The 17613-nt window shown below is 55.9% G+C and carries 16 protein-coding genes; 13 read left to right on the top strand and 3 right to left on the bottom strand.

The window, feature by feature from the left end; translation table 11 throughout:
- Positions 1 to 44 precede the first annotated feature (44 nt).
- The 5 genes from G3T16_RS05735 to nrtS all read left to right on the top strand — a co-directional run bounded on the left by G3T16_RS05735 (position 45) and on the right by nrtS (position 3889).
- A complete protein-coding gene (locus tag G3T16_RS05735; RefSeq protein ID WP_163494221.1) occupies positions 45 to 1034 on the top strand; it encodes a VOC family protein in 990 nt (329 codons plus the stop codon).
- 3 nt (positions 1035 to 1037) lie between these two features.
- Positions 1038 to 1415: a Rieske (2Fe-2S) protein gene (locus tag G3T16_RS23010; RefSeq protein ID WP_408610730.1), complete on the top strand. Its 378-nt coding sequence runs from the start codon at positions 1038 to 1040 to the stop codon at positions 1413 to 1415.
- The gene (locus G3T16_RS05725; RefSeq protein WP_163494219.1) at positions 1408 to 2472 is read left to right on the top strand and encodes a maleylacetate reductase; all 1065 of its coding nucleotides are present in this window, start codon (positions 1408 to 1410) and stop codon (positions 2470 to 2472) included. Before G3T16_RS23010 ends, G3T16_RS05725 begins: the two co-directional genes overlap by 8 nt.
- Positions 2473 to 2689: 217 nt before the next feature.
- Positions 2690 to 3523: a glutathione S-transferase family protein gene (locus G3T16_RS05720; RefSeq protein ID WP_163494218.1), complete on the top strand. Its 834-nt coding sequence runs from the start codon at positions 2690 to 2692 to the stop codon at positions 3521 to 3523.
- Positions 3524 to 3664: 141 nt separating this feature from the next.
- Positions 3665 to 3889 (top strand): nitrate/nitrite transporter NrtS, encoded by a 225-nt coding sequence (gene nrtS, locus G3T16_RS23005; RefSeq protein WP_197911922.1) that lies wholly within the window; start codon positions 3665 to 3667, stop codon positions 3887 to 3889.
- 87 nt (positions 3890 to 3976) lie between these two features.
- Here nrtS and G3T16_RS05715 read toward each other — a convergent pair whose 3' ends face one another.
- On the bottom strand, positions 3977 to 4951 hold the full coding sequence (locus G3T16_RS05715; RefSeq protein WP_163494217.1) for a helix-turn-helix domain-containing protein: 975 nt from the start codon (positions 4949 to 4951) through the stop codon (positions 3977 to 3979).
- 236 nt (positions 4952 to 5187) lie between these two features.
- On the opposite strand from G3T16_RS05715, the gene G3T16_RS05710 reads away from it, so the two are divergent.
- The 5 genes from G3T16_RS05710 to trxB all read left to right on the top strand — a co-directional run bounded on the left by G3T16_RS05710 (position 5188) and on the right by trxB (position 10064).
- Positions 5188 to 6048, top strand: a complete 861-nt coding sequence (locus G3T16_RS05710) for an SDR family oxidoreductase (protein WP_232059283.1) — start codon at positions 5188 to 5190, stop codon at positions 6046 to 6048.
- A gap of 34 nt (positions 6049 to 6082) precedes the next feature.
- Positions 6083 to 6961, top strand: coding sequence for an MBL fold metallo-hydrolase (locus G3T16_RS05705; RefSeq protein ID WP_163494215.1), 879 nt, complete (start codon positions 6083 to 6085; stop codon positions 6959 to 6961).
- 43 nt (positions 6962 to 7004) lie between these two features.
- Complete coding sequence (locus G3T16_RS05700; protein ID WP_163494214.1) at positions 7005 to 8414, top strand: aldehyde dehydrogenase family protein; 1410 nt, start codon at positions 7005 to 7007, stop codon at positions 8412 to 8414.
- Between the two features lie 165 nt (positions 8415 to 8579).
- Positions 8580 to 9101, top strand: a complete 522-nt coding sequence (locus G3T16_RS05695; RefSeq protein ID WP_163494213.1) for a carboxymuconolactone decarboxylase family protein — start codon at positions 8580 to 8582, stop codon at positions 9099 to 9101.
- A gap of 15 nt (positions 9102 to 9116) precedes the next feature.
- Complete coding sequence (trxB, locus tag G3T16_RS05690; protein WP_163494212.1) at positions 9117 to 10064, top strand: thioredoxin-disulfide reductase; 948 nt, start codon at positions 9117 to 9119, stop codon at positions 10062 to 10064.
- A 156-nt stretch (positions 10065 to 10220) separates the two neighbouring features.
- Here the strand turns inward: trxB and G3T16_RS05685 are convergent, their stop codons facing one another.
- Positions 10221 to 12404, bottom strand: a complete 2184-nt coding sequence (locus G3T16_RS05685) for a TonB-dependent siderophore receptor (RefSeq protein WP_163494211.1) — start codon at positions 12402 to 12404, stop codon at positions 10221 to 10223.
- Between the two features lie 478 nt (positions 12405 to 12882).
- On the opposite strand from G3T16_RS05685, the gene G3T16_RS05680 reads away from it, so the two are divergent.
- On the top strand, positions 12883 to 13890 hold the full coding sequence (locus G3T16_RS05680; RefSeq protein ID WP_163494210.1) for an alpha/beta hydrolase: 1008 nt from the start codon (positions 12883 to 12885) through the stop codon (positions 13888 to 13890).
- A 38-nt stretch (positions 13891 to 13928) separates the two neighbouring features.
- Here G3T16_RS05680 and G3T16_RS05675 read toward each other — a convergent pair whose 3' ends face one another.
- The gene (locus G3T16_RS05675) at positions 13929 to 15665 is read right to left on the bottom strand and encodes an AMP-binding protein (RefSeq protein ID WP_163494209.1); all 1737 of its coding nucleotides are present in this window, start codon (positions 15663 to 15665) and stop codon (positions 13929 to 13931) included.
- Positions 15666 to 15885: 220 nt separating this feature from the next.
- Here G3T16_RS05675 and G3T16_RS05670 point away from each other — a divergent pair, with 220 nt between their 5' ends.
- Positions 15886 to 16404: an NADPH-dependent FMN reductase gene (locus G3T16_RS05670; protein ID WP_163494208.1), complete on the top strand. Its 519-nt coding sequence runs from the start codon at positions 15886 to 15888 to the stop codon at positions 16402 to 16404.
- 138 nt (positions 16405 to 16542) lie between these two features.
- A complete protein-coding gene (locus tag G3T16_RS05665) occupies positions 16543 to 17613 on the top strand; it encodes an alpha/beta hydrolase (RefSeq protein WP_163494207.1) in 1071 nt (356 codons plus the stop codon).

The following is a 17613-nucleotide window of genomic DNA, read 5'->3' as shown; positions in this document are numbered from 1 at the left end:
ATGTCTAACAGATTGGTTTACAACCGACTTTTTGGAGAGAGGTAATGACTGACGCAACTAAAAATACAACACAACAAGCCCGTCCCGGCGGCAATCTTACCGGTCACCACCACATCACAATTGGTGTGGGTAATCCACAGGAAGATTTCGATTTCCATACTAAAGTGCTGGGGCTGAAGTGTGTCAAAAGAACACTGTTCTACGACGGTGCAGTTCCGGTGTATCACTTTTACTACGGCAATGATTTCGGTGACGAAAGTACGCTGCTGACAACCTTCCCGCTGGAACACGTAGGGGTTAATGCGGTTGAAGGTGTTGGGCAATGCAGTAGTGCCACGCTTTCCATTCCTGTTTCTGCAATGGATTACTGGAGACGGCGTCTAAAGGAGCATGGCTTTGATGTCACCGAGAAAGACTACTTTGGTGAAAGACATCTGGAGTTTCGTAGCCCGCACAATATCAACTTGGCGATGGTGGGTATTGGTGACGATGATAGAAAGCCACGTACGGGCGGCCCGGTCCCTCCGGAGATGATGATTCGCGGCACCCATACCGCCGGGGTCTCCACCCGGGACATGGAATTTATGGGAGAGTTTATGGAAGTCGCCTGGGGTTCGCGCAAAGTAGCCGAGGACGGTAATGTCGTGCGTTACGAAATGGGTGACGGAGGCACCGGAACCTACACCGATTTTTTTGTTGAGCCCAATAGGCGGCCAGGTAGCTGGTATGTTGGCAATGGCGCCATTCACCACCATGCGTACAACGTAGCCACGCGCGAGCAACAGGATGCTATCAAGTTTTTTGTAGAAGGGCTGGGATATACTGACTGCTCTGAGCCCAAGGATCGTGGATATTTCGATTCGATCTATATTCGAACGCCATCTGGCGCACTATTTGAGGCCTGCTGCTCACACGAACAGTCATTCCTTTGTAATGAGCCCTACGAAACTCTGGGAACGAAGCTCATGATGTCTCCTCAGGTGGAACAAAATATTGAAGAAACGCTGGCCATTATCGGCAGGATTGAAGGCTAAGAGATGCGGTCTTCTCAAGTGATGTCACAACATCACTTGTGTCAATCAGGGGTGGTTGAGGAACGCGCGACTTCCTTTTCCTTCCGGGTGATCAAGGATGGGCGTATTTGGCCGGCATTCATCGTCCGTTTTGACGGCAAGGCAGTGGGCTACCTCAATGTATGCGCCCACGCCGCCCTTCAACTGGAAGGGCGACAAAGCCGGCTTTTCAGTCGAGACCGCCAATCATTGGTGTGCGCGTCCCATGGAGCGGTCTATAAACCTGACACCGGTCTCTGCATCAGCGGGCCATGTAAAGGGCTCTCATTAATTCCACTCAATATTACTGAACGAGACGATGGTCTTTATTTTAGCGATCAGGAGTATGAGTACTATGATTAGCTTCAGTTACAAAGCACTACCATGGAATATCTTGTTCGGTGCGGGTTCATTGCAAAGACTGCCCGAAGAGCTGAATAAATTGGGTTTTACGCGGGCACTGGTGCTAGCCACGCCCGAACAGGTCACTCAAGGACAGGACTTGGTTAATCTCTTGGGCGCTCGCGCAGCGGGATTGTTCGATCAAGCGGTCATGCATGTGCCCGCCGAAACCGTGGCGCTGGCGGCCAAGGAAGTGGCTAGACTAAACGCGGATTGTTCGGTGTCCATCGGTGGTGGGTCGACCACCGGATTGGGAAAAGCGCTGGCCCTGAAACTGGATCTGCCCAACATCGCGATACCCACGAGTTACGCGGGCTCGGAGATGACCAATATCTGGGGCATCACCGAAAACGGACGCAAGGTGACAGGTCGGGATGACCGAGTGGTTCCGACACTGACCCTTTATGATCCCGAACTGACCATGACCATGCCACCGCAGTTTGCGGGCCCCAGCGGCTTGAATGCAATGGCCCAGGCGGCGGTTAACATCGCCTCGGGAGATATTAACCCGATTGTTACGGTGATGGCCGTCGAGGCAGTGAGAGCACTGTCCAATAGCCTGCCAAAGGTAATTTCAGATCCAGGTAATATAGATGCCCGAACGGAAGCGTTATACGGCGCGAGTCTGGCCGGTGGCTCCCTGGGCATGGGTACGACCGGCCTGCATCATCGCTTGTGCCACACCTTTGGCGGTACTTTCAATACGCCACATGCTGAGACCCATACGATCCTGTTGCCGCACTGCGTCGCGTATAACGCGGCTGCGACGGAAGAAGCCACGCGTCGATTGGCCGATGCGATGGGTGTCGAGAATGCCGCTATCGGTATTTTTAACCTGGCGAAAGCAGTGGGAGCGCCAACAGCACTGAGAGATATTGGTGTTCAGGAAGCCGATCTGGACAAGGCCGCCAAGATAGCCACTGAAACCCCGGTGAATAGTCCTGAGCCGGTCACCATGGAGAGGGTGCGGAATTTGTTACAGAATGCTTATGAAGGGATTGAACCCCGTCCTGTCTAGGCCGGCGTGGTATCGGGCGATGGACAACCGGCTAGGCATAAGATTGTTCACTTTCGGACAATTCCGTGGGGTGAACTGAAGATAACCTACAAGTTGTCCCTATGCGAGTGCTTTCACCGCATCAAATAATAGGCATGGAATGAATTTAAAAGATGATTTGAAAAAATTAGCCGCAGGATTTAAGTACAGGTGACGGAGATGGGGGAGAAGAGTAACTTTGAATAATCCACTGGTAATCTATGGAATGCCGGCAAGTCAGCCGGCGCGGGTTATATTCTGGGCCTGTCTGCTCAAGGAGCTACCATTTAATGTAATAACATCGCGAGATTCCGTCTTTTATACCGATGACACCAATCCTCGTGGCCAGGTGCCGGCGATAGTGGATGGAGACTTCTGTCTTGCCGAGATGGCGGCAATCGTTTGTTATCTTGCGGACAAACACGGTTGGTCGGATCTCTATCCTGAGGATTTTCAGGTGCGCGCGCGTATACAGGAATTCCTGCATAGGTACCACTCGCTGGTACGGTTCGCCACCTACAAACTAATGGGCGCATTTGTCGTTAGACCATTAGGCATACGCGATAGCGTTGCCAATTCGTCCGGCGCAATAGCCCACCATATTTTCAATAACCCGTATAGCATCATGTTCCAAGATCTTGTTAAGGTATCTTACGGTACGGATAATCCTTTACAGGAAGGGGCTGAGGCCGTACGTGCTATCACTGACTTTCTTGAAAAATATCACTTCAAGGAGGGTTCGCCCTATGTATGTAACACTGAGTCGGTCAGTATTGCCGATCTGGTTTGTTATTCCGAACTCGGGCAACTGACGTTTGCAAACCTGTTCGATTTTAAAGACTTTCCCAAAACGACGCGATGGTTACAGGCTATGTCCGAGGTGCCGCATCACGAACCCGTCCATGCCTACAATGTGGCCCTGGGAGATATAGTCAGTGTGCCGAATAGTCTTGGGCGATTCAGAAGTGCCAACGCTATAGGGTTTAAGGCCTTGGAACAAACCGGCCTGGTGACTGTAATTGCCAAAGACTGATTATTTCCACTGAGCATATAAACACGTTATGTCATGATGGCCAAAATACGTAGCACTCATCGAACACTTATAACCCGGCCTGTGCCGGAACATCTTCAAGTATTATATTTACATAATTAACAAACGAACCGTTGACTTAATATGAGCAGATGGTTGGGAATTGCCTTACGTGAAGATGTTGTAAAGCGCTCACTGCGCGTCGCGCTTGTAGTGGGCACTTTTCTGATGCTTATCAATTATTCTGATCGGTTTTACTTGGGAACCCTGCAGACAATCGACTACTTTAAGATGCTGCTGACTTATTGTGTCCCATATAGCGTGTCAACCTATGCATCGGTGTATGCGGTCATTAGTCACATGGAATAGCACAGGTGACGACCATGGGAACGTTTGGATGGTCAGCAGAGTACTACAACTACCCACTATGATGGGGAGGGCAAGAAACGCGAAAGATCAAGCGCCAGAAGATTTGTCTGTGGCGGCCGCCCGCATCTCCCGGGGACTCTTCTGGAAGCGCTCTTTAAACACCCTGCTGAAGTGGGATGAACTGCTGAATCCCCAAGAGTAGGCTATCTCGGTAATCGATTTTCCGGAAAAATAGGGGTTTTCAATATCCCGTTTACAGCGTTCCAGCCGGCGCTCCCAGATTAAACGACCCACTGATATTCCTTCTGCTTCAAATAACTTATGCAAATAGCGTTCTGTTATGCGGTGGGCTTCCGCAATTTTCTCCACTGACAGACCGGTTTCTCTCAGATGTTCTTCGACGTAGAGCCGGATTTGGTGTAATTGAAATGCGCGACAGTCGGTCGATTCCCTGGCGGAATTATCCAGATAAGAAAGCGCGGCGGTATTGAGGATTTCAATTAATGAACGGGTTAAACTGCCGACTTCCGGCAGGCTTAGGCTCGGCGCCTGCTGGATAAACGTTCTCAGAAAACTTGACACCACGCAACCGATGCCTTCGCCGCCCGGGATTGCCAGTCCGGTAATTCGCCGTGGAGAAATCAGGTCCTGGCGAATTGCGTCCCAAGGCAGCTGCAGCAGGAACACTTTGACGGGCTCTGGAAACCTGAGATAAAACCCTCTTGCCGAGTCCAGTAGTGTGATATCGCCCGGATTCAGAACGACATTGTGGCCACCCTGTGCAATGTGACCCTCTCCCTGGACCTGCACCATGACCACAATAAATGTCTGCTCATCACTCGGGCCGGTGGGTTTCGGGTGATGCACATTGTGCGCCTGAGCTTTGATCTCATAGATTGTGACAGCCCCAACCTGCTGGGAAACCACCGCGCCGAAAAACTTTTGACCACCATATTCGTCGGTTTCAACTTCCATCGGAAACAGCAGGTTGCTGCTCTGTTTGCTCCAGAAAGTGACTCGTTCGTCAGGAGGGATTCTTCGGGTTGAATAGGACTGTTTCATAATAGGAATATTAGCATTTTGTCAGTTCCTATGGCTAATCCAATCATTCGCCCCCGGCCAGGCATAAGATTGTTCATTTTCGGGCAAGTCTGCGGACATAGCTGAAGATATCCTGTTGCTTGGGGTTATGCGAATGCTTTTCACCACGACTCTTCAAGTAGAGAGGTAATCGAGACGATGTTTAATTCCAGGCCGAGCCTGCGTGGTCTTTATCTCCAGAATTGCACGGAGGCTTTATGATTATAGTGTGCGCGGCTTCCGGCCGTATTGGCCGGAGAGTGTTGGATCTCTTGGTAAACGGCGGTACAGGAGATCAAGTTGTTGCGGGAGCGAGAATGCAGCCTGAAGGAGTCGACGCACCCTTTAGGGTGGTCGACTATGACGACGTTGAGGGCATGGTGAAAGCGTTTGATGGCGTCCAGCGGGTCGTCTTCATCCCGAGTTTTGCGGACACGGACAAAAGAGCGTGGCAGGGTCGAAACGTTGTCGCGGCGGCCGAGCGAGCAGGCGCATCGCAGATCATTTTTATCAGCATTATGGATACCCGGCTGGATTCTCCGATGCCATTCGCTCGAGCATACGGGGAAATCGAGTCAGCGCTGACGAATTCGTCGGTACCTGCTGTGATCCTGCGCACGTCAATGTACACGGACAATCTCGCTGAGCAGTATCCGATGTGGCTCAAGACCGGTCAGCTGGTGACCTGCGCGGGCGACGGCAGAGTGTCTTATGTATCGCGCGATGATATCGCAGCTTCGATTGTTGCTGTGTTGCAAGAAGCAGTAGAGCGCCATGGCGGTAAGACCTACACGCTAACCGGTCCGGAAGCGCTAGGCTATGCCGATGTGGCCTCTCTGATCAACGAATTATATGGGGCGAAAATAAAACTCGTTGATGTTGAGCGCGAAGAATTCGCTAGCCGGCTAAAAGAGATCTGGGGCGTCGCTTATGGCGGCCTTGAGCATGTCGCGCGGGTTACGCCGATGTTTCAGACGGTGTTCAAACAGGGGCTGATGAGTGAAGTTACATCTGACGTATTGAGATTGTCCGGACGGCCTCCGGAGTCTGCTCGGACGTGGCTTACACGGCACAAATAGAAGCCTGGAATATTTTTAAAAGGTAAGAGGAAGAATGATGGACAAGAAACTTTCGATAGATGTAGTTTACGGAACATTGCCCCCATGGCCAAATGCCACTATCGTGCATTCCGCCGATAGTGCTGTAGTGATCGATACGCTGTTTATGAAGTCCGACGCCGCATTGCTAGCAAAGCGAATCAAGGAAATCGGCAAGCCGCTCAAAGCAGTTTTCATTACCCATAGCCATCCTGATCATGTTTGGGGTGGCGTTGAGCTTCTCAAGCATTTCCCTGACGCGAAGATCTATGCCCGGCCGTTGATCTTGAAAGAAATTGAATTGGATTTCAGGGCCCGCCAGCTTCGCTGGACCGGGGTTTTCAATGTTGGTCCTTTCGAAGGTGAAATTCCCGAGAATCTTTTCGAAATGCTTCCCATTGAAGGGGGCTGCTACGATCACGACGGTCACGAAATCCGGCTTGTCGATTTGAAACCGGCGGAAACCGTTTATGCAACCGGATTTTATATTCCGGAAATCAAGACATATATAGCCGGCGATCAAGTCTACAATAAATGTCACTATTATATCGGCGCAGGATTGAATCGCCCCGATCTGTGGATCGAGTCTATTGAGGATGTTCGCAGTAATTACGATATTGAGGTTGTAGTGCCAGGACACGGTTATGTAGGTGGGACTGAAATATTCGATGAGGCAATTGAGTATTTGAATTTTTACCAAAATCAATACCAGCCATTTCGTCCTCAAATAGAAATGGTCAGGGCATTGGAGGAGCAATACCCTGATTGGAAGTTGGAAGGTGTAATTTACATGACCCTTGGCCCTGCCATGACGGATCAGGCGTTGATTGAGGTTACCCACGGTCATATAAAATTTGGCGAAGGTCCGATCGCAACCGGATCATATTCTTTGTGAAGCTTTGCTTTTATTGGCTTGTCCAAGACTATAGGAGCTGACAGTGACGGACTATTACGCCTTTATTGCCGGAAAAAAAGTGACTGCGGACAAAAAGCTGCCAGTCGTCAACCCGGCTACGGAAGAGCTGCTGGGAACCTTTCCTGAGTGTACCCAGGCGCAGTTGGAAGAAGCAGTTTCGTCGGCCCGCAAGGCTTTTGTACTATGGTCTGAAACTGACGGTGAAGTTCGCGTCAAAGCGCTGCACCGGATGGCGGATCTTATAGAGGCCAATGCCGGGGAACTGGCGCGTTTGTTGACCCTTGAACAGGGAAAGCCTCTGAAAGGCCGTGGCTCGGAGTTTGAAGTCCAGGGGTGTGTTACCTGGTTGCGCGCTACGGCGGGGATGTCCCTGCCGGTGAAAATACTGGAAGACAGCGACCAGCGTCAGGCGTTTTTGTATCGTAAACCGGTAGGAGTGGTAGCTTCGATTACGCCTTGGAACTGGCCGCTGTTGATAGCCGTATGGCACCTGGCTCCCGCGATTCGTGTGGGGTGCACGGTGGTGGTCAAGCCGGCGTCCAATACTCCGCTGAGCACCTTGCGAATGGTGGAAATATTCAATGAAGCGTTGCCTGCGGGTGTGCTGAATGTGGTGACGGGAGATGTCGGGCGCAAACTGCCCGGGCATCCCGGTATTGATAAAGTCGTGTTTACAGGCTCTACTCCGGTGGGCAGGAAAGTGATGCGGGAGGCCGCTGCCGGGCTTAAGCGCCTGACGCTGGAGCTGGGCGGTAATGATGCCGGTATTATGCTGCCCGACACCAATATCAACCGGGTTATAGAGGGTGTTTTTTGGGGAGCCTTTATTAACGGCGGTCAGACCTGTGGAGCCTTGAAGAGACTTTACGTGCACGAATCCCAGTACGAAGAAGTCTGTAGGGCGCTTACGGAAATCGCCACCGGTATGCCAATGGGCGACGGGCTGGACGACAATAATTTATTCGGTCCCGTTCAGAATCAGGTGCAGTTCAATTATGTCCGTGAATTGGTGGATGAGGCGCGCGAAAGAGGCGCCAGAGTACTCTGTGGTGGCGAGGCCCGGGATGGCAAAGGGTTTTTCTATCCTTTGACATTGCTAGCCGACGTAACCGACGAAATGCGTATTGTAAAAGAGGAGCAGTTCGGGCCGGCATTGCCGATTATCAAGTATTCGGAGGTCGATGAGGCTGTCGCCCGAGCCAACGATTCAGAAATGGGTCTGGGCGGGTCGGTTTGGTCTGGCAATATTGAACAGGCCAAAATTGTCGCCAGTCGTTTGGAATGCGGCACGGTCTGGATTAACAGCCATGGATCGGTGGCGCCGCACGTACCTTTCGGCGGCGTCAAAAGTTCGGGTATTGGTGTGGAATTCGGAATCGAGGGGTTGGAAGAATACACGGTCATCCAATCGATGCACGTCCCCCAGCATTGAGTCTAGTTCCCGGAGCTACTCCAGTACATTTCAGCCGGCAATGGTACCGAATAATAATTTGTTCACTTTCAGGCAATTCATGAGACATGGCTCGAAATATTCTTACCTCCTGTTAATCCTGATTCGTTGGTTCATTCCATTTCATATTTTACGCCGGAGCAATCTATGTCGCATTTTAGTTTCTTAAAAGAAGAAGATGGTATGGCTGAAATCGTTGGGTACAACCCCGATCGCTTAAACCACTTCAGGATGATGGTCGAAAATTTGTTTCGCGGTCCATCAGAGCTGAGTATCGCAGAAAGGGAGCTTATCATGACCTATTGCTCCGGGCTGAATGCTTGCAAGTTCTGCGTTGGTGCACACCAGGCGATGGCGGAAGCCTACGGGGTTGATCCCGAAAAACTGGAAGCTCTGTTGGCCTCGGATAAATATGAAATGGTTGAGCCGAAACTCCGCCCCGTGTTGGCGTTGGCAAAGAAATTAACTCAATCACCTGCAACTGTCTACGAGCGTGATATAGATGCCGTCATCGATGCGGGATGGAGCGAACGAGCTGCACATGATGCAGTTTGTTGCATCGCTACAATAAACTTTCTCAATAGACTGACTGACGGTCACGGAGTTAAAGGATCGAGCGAGTATTTCAAAAACATGGTGAAAATTATGGGTCCAGGTGCGCATGGATGAGGCTTTGCCAAGCTAATGAACGTAATCAAGCATTGCAAACTATTGATCCTTGGCTCCGGCCCGGCAGGCTATTCGGCTGCCGTATACGGAGCACGCGCCAACCTTCATCCGCTGATGGTTACTGGAACGCAGGCTGGAGGTCAACTGGCCACCACTACAGATGTCGATAACTGGCCTGGTGGCCATGATGGGCTGCAGGGACCTGAACTGATGGAGCGCATGCGTGAGCACGCCGAGCGCTTCAATACGGAAGTCATTTTCGACCACATCAGCGAAGTCGAACTGGGTGGGCGTCCTTTTCGTCTTACCGGAGATGCGGCGAACTACAGCTGCGATGCATTGATTATTGCTACCGGTGCCTCGGCACAGTACCTGGGATTGCCATCAGAAGAGACCTTTGCCGGTAGGGGAGTGAGTGCTTGTGCCACCTGCGATGGCTTTTTCTACCGCAACCAGAAAGTGGCGGTAATAGGCGGTGGCAACACGGCCGTTGAGGAGGCGCTCTATCTCTCCAATATCGCGGCGGAGGTTGTCCTGGTGCATCGCCGCGACGAGTTGCGCGCTGAAAAAATGCTACAGGACAGGCTCTTTGACAAGGTACGCGACGGCAATATCTCCATTCTTTGGTCCCATGTGCTTGACGAGATCCTGGGTGACGACAAGGGTGTTACTGGTATTAGAGCCAGGAGCACCCAGGACGACACTATTAAGGAGATCGATCTGCAAGGAGTTTTTATTGCAATTGGCCACAAACCGAACACCGAAATCTTCGCAGGCCAGTTGGAGATGAACGACGGCTATATTGTTATTAAAAGCGGACTGAAAGGAAGTGCCACGAGCACCAGTGTGCCCGGTGTTTTTGCCGCCGGTGATGTCGCTGATCAGGTCTATCGACAGGCGATCACTTCCGCTGGGTTTGGCTGCATGGCAGCACTGGATGCGGAGAAATTTCTTGACCAGTAGGGAGTCCCCGGCCCCCCGCTTGTAGGGCCGGTTAACACTAATTTCCGCTCTGCAGTCTGGTTGCCCGTGGGGATGCTCTGGTATCGCCGGCGCATTAGTAAGAGGCGCAACCATTTAGAGAGTGAACCCCCCCCCCCCGGCTCAGGCTTTCCGGCCTCAGAAGGCATAGCGCACAGAGGCCGTGACATTGCGCGGCTCACCGAATTCCAGTTGGCTATAGAAGCCGATCTGGCTGTAGTAGGTTTCGTCGAGCAGGTTGTCGGCGTTGAGTTGCAGCGACAGCTGGGGCGTTACGTCGTAGCGAGCCATAAGGCTGACCAGGCTATAGGCGTCCTGCTGCAGCCGTTCGGGCTGACCGGTCACCGGGTTGGTGGTGTCGGTGTAGTTGCGCCCCTGCCAGTTGACGCCGCCGGCGAGGGTCAGGCCATCCAGGCTGTTCGCAAAACGGTAGGTGGTGTAGAGCTTGAGCATCTCTCGGGGGTGTGCAGTATTGACCTCCCGGCCGTCGGCATCCTCTGCATCAAAGTGGGTGTAGCTGAGACTGACGTCCCACTCTGGCGTCAGCCGGCCCACCACCTCCAGTTCGTAGCCCTGGCTCTCGGTGCCTTCGGCTGCGTAGTAGGCTTGGGCGTTGTCGGTGCCGGGCACAATGAAGTTGCCGTCCGCCTGGCCGAGGTCGTCCTGCAGAATGTCAAAGATCGCGAGCGTGGTTTGCAGGGCGCCCTGGAGGAACTGGCTCTTCAGCCCCAGCTCCCGGCTTTCGCCGATGATCGGGTCCAGGAAGTCGCCGTTCCGGTCCTGCAGATTCTGGGGCTGGAAGATCTCGGTGTAGCTGGCGTAAAGGTTGTGTTGGCCATTGATTTCATAGAGCACACCGGCATAGGGAATCACCACGTTGTCATCGCCGAAATTGCGCTCGACGCCATAGCTGGAGCCACGCTGCTCCCAGTCAGCCACCCGGGCGCCGAGGATCAGCTTCCACTGGTCGGAGAGTGTGAGGCGGGTGGCGCCGTAGACCCCGAACTGCTCGGTGCTCATGTCGATGTCCACGTTGCTGGCACCCCAGTCCGGTTGCGGGTAGCTGCCGTCCCACTCCAGAAAGTTGCCCACCGGCGCCACGTTGCTGCGCTCGCGCGAGGAGGCGAAGTTATCCTCCTCGTGGTCGACCACGCCCAGTGTCAGCTCGTGGCGGCGCCCGAACAGTGTGTACTCACCGTCGAGGTGCAGACTGACGCTGAGCTGTTCTCGCTCGGTCTCAGCGTTGCGGGGCGAGACGTTCATGCCGAGGCCGGTAATACGGTCCGGACTGCCGGACAGGTATAACAGCATCTGGTCGGAAGCGTTGATGTTGTTGTTGACGCTCAGCTTGGCGCGCCAGCCGCTGTCGAATTCGTGGATCAGGTCCAGGTAGTAGTTTTCCACGGTAGATGACCAGGCCGTCCAGCGAGCCGCGGTGGTCTTCGCCCGCTGCCAGTCGGTGCGGCTGCCATCGGCGTACCAGACGGGCAGGCCACCCCAGGTGGATGCGGTGGGGTTATTGTCCTGGTAGCTGGCGCCCAGCCGGAGCAGGGTGCGCGAGCTCAGGTCGGCGTCGAAAGCGCCGTAGACCACACTGGTTTCGTCCCCGGCCAGGTCGCGGAAGTCATCGCCTTCCTGGTAGTGGGCCACCAACCGGCCGCGCAGGCCGCCGCTGCTGTTGAGTGGCGCGCTGACGTCGCCGGTGGCGCCGACACGGTCCCAGCGACCCGCCCACAGGTCGACGCTGCCGGCCAACTCGCGGCTGTCGGCGTGCTTGCGCACCAGGTTGATGGAGGCTGAGGGGTTGCCGGCGCCGGTGAGCAGGCCGGTGGCGCCGCGCACCACCTCGATGCGCTCATAAAGGCTGGTGTCGGATTGGGTCTCCCCTGCGTTGTTGCCAGGCTGCCAGTAAATGGGCACGCCGTCGATCTGGTAGTTGTTGATGTCGAAACCACGGGCGGAGAAAGTATAGCGTGTGCTGTCCTGGGCCCGGGCTGAAACACCGGAGGCGTTGATCACGACGTCGGTGAGGGAGCGAAGCCCCTGATCGGCAATACGCTCGGCGGTCATCACGCTGACCGACTGGGGTGTCTCATAAAGTGTCAGGCCCAGTCCTGTGGCGCTGTCTAGTCGCTCGTTGGTGGTGTAGCGGCTGGTGACCACGACCTCCTCAAGGGACCGCTGCGCTGGCTCGGTAGTGACGGTCGGGGCTGCGGCGTCCTGCTGGGCATAGGCCAGCGTGCCAAAGGTCAGGCTAGCGAACGGAGCAATGGCCAGCCCGGCCAGGGCCAGGCGCCGGTGAGGGTGGGACGAGGCTGACATGGTGGATCCCCTTGCAATAAATTGAAGGCAAAGGGTAATAAGAATGATTTAGATTTGCAATAGCGGCAGGCTATATTACCAGCGTCACCTCCGCTGGCTGTGCGAGGCCTGGAGTCTCGTGGGAGGTCTTGCCGCCTTCACTGTCGGCGAGTGGTTGGCGGTGGCGGGTACACCGTACTCGCGCAACTCCTGGAATACCCGCATGCCGCGCAACACAGGCGGGCCCAGGCCAAGCCAAAGCGGGGGTTTACTGTAAGCGGGGCGTGAATCGCAGGGTTGCCTATCGGGTTTCCGCGGAGATTTTTTCAAAGCCCACGGCAGTAGGTGTAACGGGGACGTTACGTCATTGATCGCTTGGACGGCGATTGTTCTACTACTGGAGGCACTATCGATCCCATCCATCCTATACTTTTGAGGGGAGTTCCCGGAAGCCGGATCCAGTTAAGTTGACTCTTTGCGCGCTAAAGGAGTGAGCGTAATGAGTAAGAGTAACGAAAATACGGGCCCGGCGGCTTTTCCCGGCAGCGACGGCAAGGAGTCGAGTACAGATATTCTGGACGCGCAGACCCGGTCCGTACTTGCCATGATAGAGCGCGATCCCTTCCTCAATCTGGACATGACCCCGAAGGAGATGCGGCAGGCCTTTGATCGTTTTTACGATCAGATCGGCTATCCGGCTTTACCCGTGGCCCAGGTCTCGAATTTTCCCATCCCGGGCCCGGCAGGACCGATTGCTGCGCGCGCCTATACCCCTCAAGCCGATGCGGGGCGAGCTTTGCCCGTCATGGTGTTCTTCCATGGTGGCGGCATGATGATGGGCAGTCTCGATGCCTATGATGGCCTTTGCCGGCGACTCGCCCACAATTCTGGCTGCATTATTGTCTCCGCTTCCTACCGGCTGGCGCCCGAGAACAAGTTCCCTGCGGCGGTTGAGGATGCGCTGGCAGCTGTTCAGTGGACCCATGACAATGCGGAAACCCTGGGGGGAGACGCCGCTCGGCTGGTGGTCGGTGGCGAATCCGGGGGTGGTTATCTGGCTGCTGCTGTGACCCAGATACTCAGGGACAAGGGGGACGACTACATTGCCTTCCAGTTACTGATAAACCCCGCCATCGGCACCCGTGGCGGCTCCGCATCGATGGAGAAATATGCCCGGGGGTTTTTCTTTGAGCCGGAGATGCTCGACTGGTTCTACACCCAATATCTGAATGACATGGAGCAGCTCAGGGACCCGCGCGTCTCTCCCATCCTGGCCGACCGCTTCGAGGGACTGCCACCGGCTTTCATCATCGTTGCCGGCGTCGATATATTGCGAAACGATATCGAGCTGTATTCCCGGCTGCTGGCAGAGGCAGGGGTGCCGGTCAAGACCAGCACCTACGAAGGGACCATCCATGGATTTACCGTGATGGGCGGCCTGATCGATGCCGGAGTGCGGGCGGTCGACGAATGTGCCGAAACACTGAGAGATTCTCTCAATCCATAAGGCCCGCTTGCACGAACGGCGAGAGGTCCAGCGCCCCGTCAGGGACGCTGGATAATGGTGTAGGCAAGCGCGAATGGGGCCATCAGGTCGCCTATTGCCACCTGGTCTTCGTCACGGGCGCGGAAGATGGCGTGCGAGACTCCCTTCTGTTCGGTGACTTCAACGGCAATGTGGCAGGGCAGTTTGTTTGCCGCAAGCGCTTGAGTCAGTACCCTCTCGGCGGCTCGCGCGACGAGCGCGGGCTTGTATATTTTTCCGACTGCGGTGAGCGGCATGACATCCACGATTTCAACCCATTTCGGAACAGCAGGGCGTTCCACATGCATGCGGATCGATGCGATCAGCGCGTCTGGGTCGATGCCGCCTGCATGTTCTTCGGGGACCACGAAGAGCACCGGTAATTCTCCGGCATAGGCGTCGGGGGCTCCGACCGCGGCGGCCGCGGCGACGCCGGGGAACCGGATCGCCGCTTCCTCGATGAGTGTCGGGTCGACATTGTGGCCACTGCGGATAATCAGGTCCTTGGCCCGCCCCGTAAGTTGGAGGTTGCCCTGTTCGTCCATCATGCCCAGATCGCCGGTGATCAGCCAACCGTCGGCCGTGAAGGCGGCCTCATTTTGGCCAGGGTCACTGTAACCCGGACCGACAGTGCAGCCGCGGGCCACGACATGGCCAGTCTCCAACGGTGGCAGTCTGGTGCCCGCCACATCGTCCGCTCGGCCGACAATGCGGATTTCCATGCCCGGTATCGCTTTGCCGGTCCAGCCGGGCTCAGACATGTCGTTGATGCCGCGCAGGGCCAGTAGGCCAGCGCACTCGGTCATGCCATAGATTATCACGGGCGTCAGACCCAGCCTTTCGACAAAGGCAGTTTCCACTGCAGTGGGCAGCATGGCGCCGCCGGTGATCACGCGGCGGAGCCGGGGGGGAGGGTTGTCGGGGATGGTCGGTACGAGTGCGCCGATTGTGGTTGGCACCCCGCCGAGCATGGTAACGCGCTGGTTTTCCAGCATCGTCCAGTGTTTGCCAATAAAATCCGGGTGGCGTGCGCCCGCTGCCGTACACAGCAGTTGACAGGCACCGGCGACCATCGCTGTGAGGGCGAAGCACATTGGACCGGCTACATGGAACAGCGGCAGTGCGTTGACCAGGACGTCTGTGGGCCTAAGGTCAATACCGGGCGCGATGGCCCGCGCAACCGCGAGCTGATTGGTCTGCGTATGTAGAGCGAGCTTGGGGCTTCCGGTGGTGCCCCCGGTATGGAAGGCCGCCACCACTGTTGACGGGTCGAGCGTGGGTGAAAAGTCCAGAGCTCCTGCGGACATTTGCGCGACTGCGTCGGCAAAGTTGGCTGGGCCGTCTTCAAGAGTGAAAATGTGACGGAGTTCCTGCAGCCGGGCCCGAAGGCTTTCCGCGCGCATCGGGTCCTCGGCCATGACCAGGACTTTCGCTCCGGCCGCCGCGAGAAGGCTGACGATATGATCGTCACTGAGCAGTGGATTGACCGGCAGGGCGCGGCCAGCGATTTCTGCAGCGAAAAGCGCGACCTGTGCATAGGGAGTGTTGGGCACTAGCAGTGCAACCGTCGCCGCCTCCTCCACCCCACAGCGGCGGAAAAGGTTGGCGCCGCCGCGAATCCGGTTCATGAAGCTGCGATAGTCCCACTCCAGCGATGGGGAAGGTTGATCCATGGCTTCGATGAAACGGATTGCCGGCCGGTCGCCATGTTGTATCTCCGTCTGACGAAGGGTTTCGTACAGGCTGTTCGCTATCATCCTTTTGCTCCTGCTGCTTGTTGTCGATGCGGTCCGGCCACTAGCCTTGGTGTAGAAGCGATTCTGTCGCTAGACAATGTTAGCGCCTGGCATACCTCTGGCCGCCATAGAAAAGTATGGGAGCAGGTTGCGCCAGCCATACCTTCGGCTGGTACCCGCGGCTATCGAAGAGCCTAAGATCGAGTATGAAACAACCAAGGGGGGACGCCTCAGGCATACCATGGTTCAAATTCTCACTGTATGCGGCAGCCTGCGTAGTGCGTCCATCAACAGTGCGTTGCTGGAAGCGATCGCTGCCACAGCCCCAGCCGGCATGACCATCGTTCGGGCGGACGTGATAAGCCGGTTGCCGCTTTTCAATCCTGATCTGGCCGGGAGAGAACCGGCCTGTGTGGCAGAGTGGTGCGCCCTGGTCGCCAGGAGCGACGGCGTTGTTATCTCAAGTCCAGAGTACGCCCACGGCATACCCGGAGCCCTGAAAAATGCCCTTGATTGGCTGGTCGGCAGCGGCGAGTTCGTCGGCAAGCCGGTGGCGGTGCTTAATGCTGCCCCGAGATCTCGATTCGCCTACGAGGCCCTCAGGGAGGTGCTGCGAACCATGGATGCCAAGATCGTCCCAGCCGCGTCGTTGGACATAGCGGTGCTCGGCTCCGGTCTTGATGCCGACGGCTTGCTCACCGACGGCAAAATGGCGCCGCTGATCAGAGCCATATTGCCCGCACTCGCCGCTGCACTTTGAGGCCCCAGACAATACTTTCCGGTGGCCATTGGCCTGACGATATTCCCCACACTGCATTTTATGTAAGAGCTGGGTTTAACGGAGGGAACTAAAAATGTGGGCTACTAAATCGATCTTGGCGGGGCTTGTGATGATGGGGTGTCTGACTGGCCAGAGGGTTGGGCTGAAGAGCCTGAGGTTAAGTACAACGATCCGGTAGTGAAGGTGGAATTGCCGGGCGTCGAAGGCGAACTTGTGCCGGTCGAGAAGGCGGCACTGAACGAGCAAACTCGGCGGGCCATGGCAATGCTGGCGGCTGCGGCGCGACAGTTCCCGGCTGCGGCGGATCTGCCTCCCGGGGCGCGCCGCCGTATCCATGACGCGCTGTATATACCGCTCGGGCTCAAGAATGAGGGTCCGATCGAGATCGAGGAACGCTTCATCCCTGTCCCTGGTGGCAGCAAAATTCGGGTGCGTATCTATACGCCGCGCCCGCATCCGGGCGGGGCGTTGCCGGTGGTGCTTTATTATCATGGCGGCGGCATGATGGTCGGCAGCCTGGAGCAGTATGAGCCCATCGTCAGCCGGCTTGCCCGGGAAGCCGGTGTGGTCCTGGTCTCCGTCGACTACCGCATGTCGCCAGAATACAAGTTCCCCACTGCGATTGAGGATTCCTATGCCGCACTGCTGTGGGCGCACGAGCACGCGGCCGGGTTTGGTGGCGATCCGTCCCGTCTGGTCGTGGCCGGCGACTCCGGCGGCGGTTTGATCGCGGCCGTGATGACGCAGCTGGCACGGGATAACAAAGGGCCCAGGCTGGCTTATCAAGTGCTTATCTACCCTGCCGTGGGTACCCGCGGCCAGAGCCGCTCGCTCACCCGTTTCAGGGAAGGCTATGTGTTCGACCTGGACAAGCTTGAGTGGGCCTACGGCTCCTGGATAAGGGACGCCCAAGACATGAATGACCCCCGGGTTCAGCCCATTCTGGCGCAGGACTTTGCCAACCTGCCGCCCGCTTATGTGGTCTCTGCTGAATATGAGGTCATGCGGGACGATATCGAGGAATATGCCCATCTGCTCGAGGCTGCGGGCGTGCCTACGCGATTGCAACGCTTCGAGGGCACGGTACACCCCTTCATGAGCATGGCGGGCGTGATCGATGCCGGGCGCGAGGTCATTGATGAGGCTGCGGCCATGGTACGGGCGGCCGTCGAGCCGCCGGCACCGTAG

This window comes from Kineobactrum salinum (assembly GCF_010669285.1).
In the GTDB taxonomy this organism is placed as follows: Bacteria; Pseudomonadota; Gammaproteobacteria; order Pseudomonadales; family Halieaceae; genus Kineobactrum; species Kineobactrum salinum.
The sequence above is the reverse complement of the archived record's forward strand: the minus strand, read 5'-3'. Positions and strand labels throughout refer to the sequence as shown.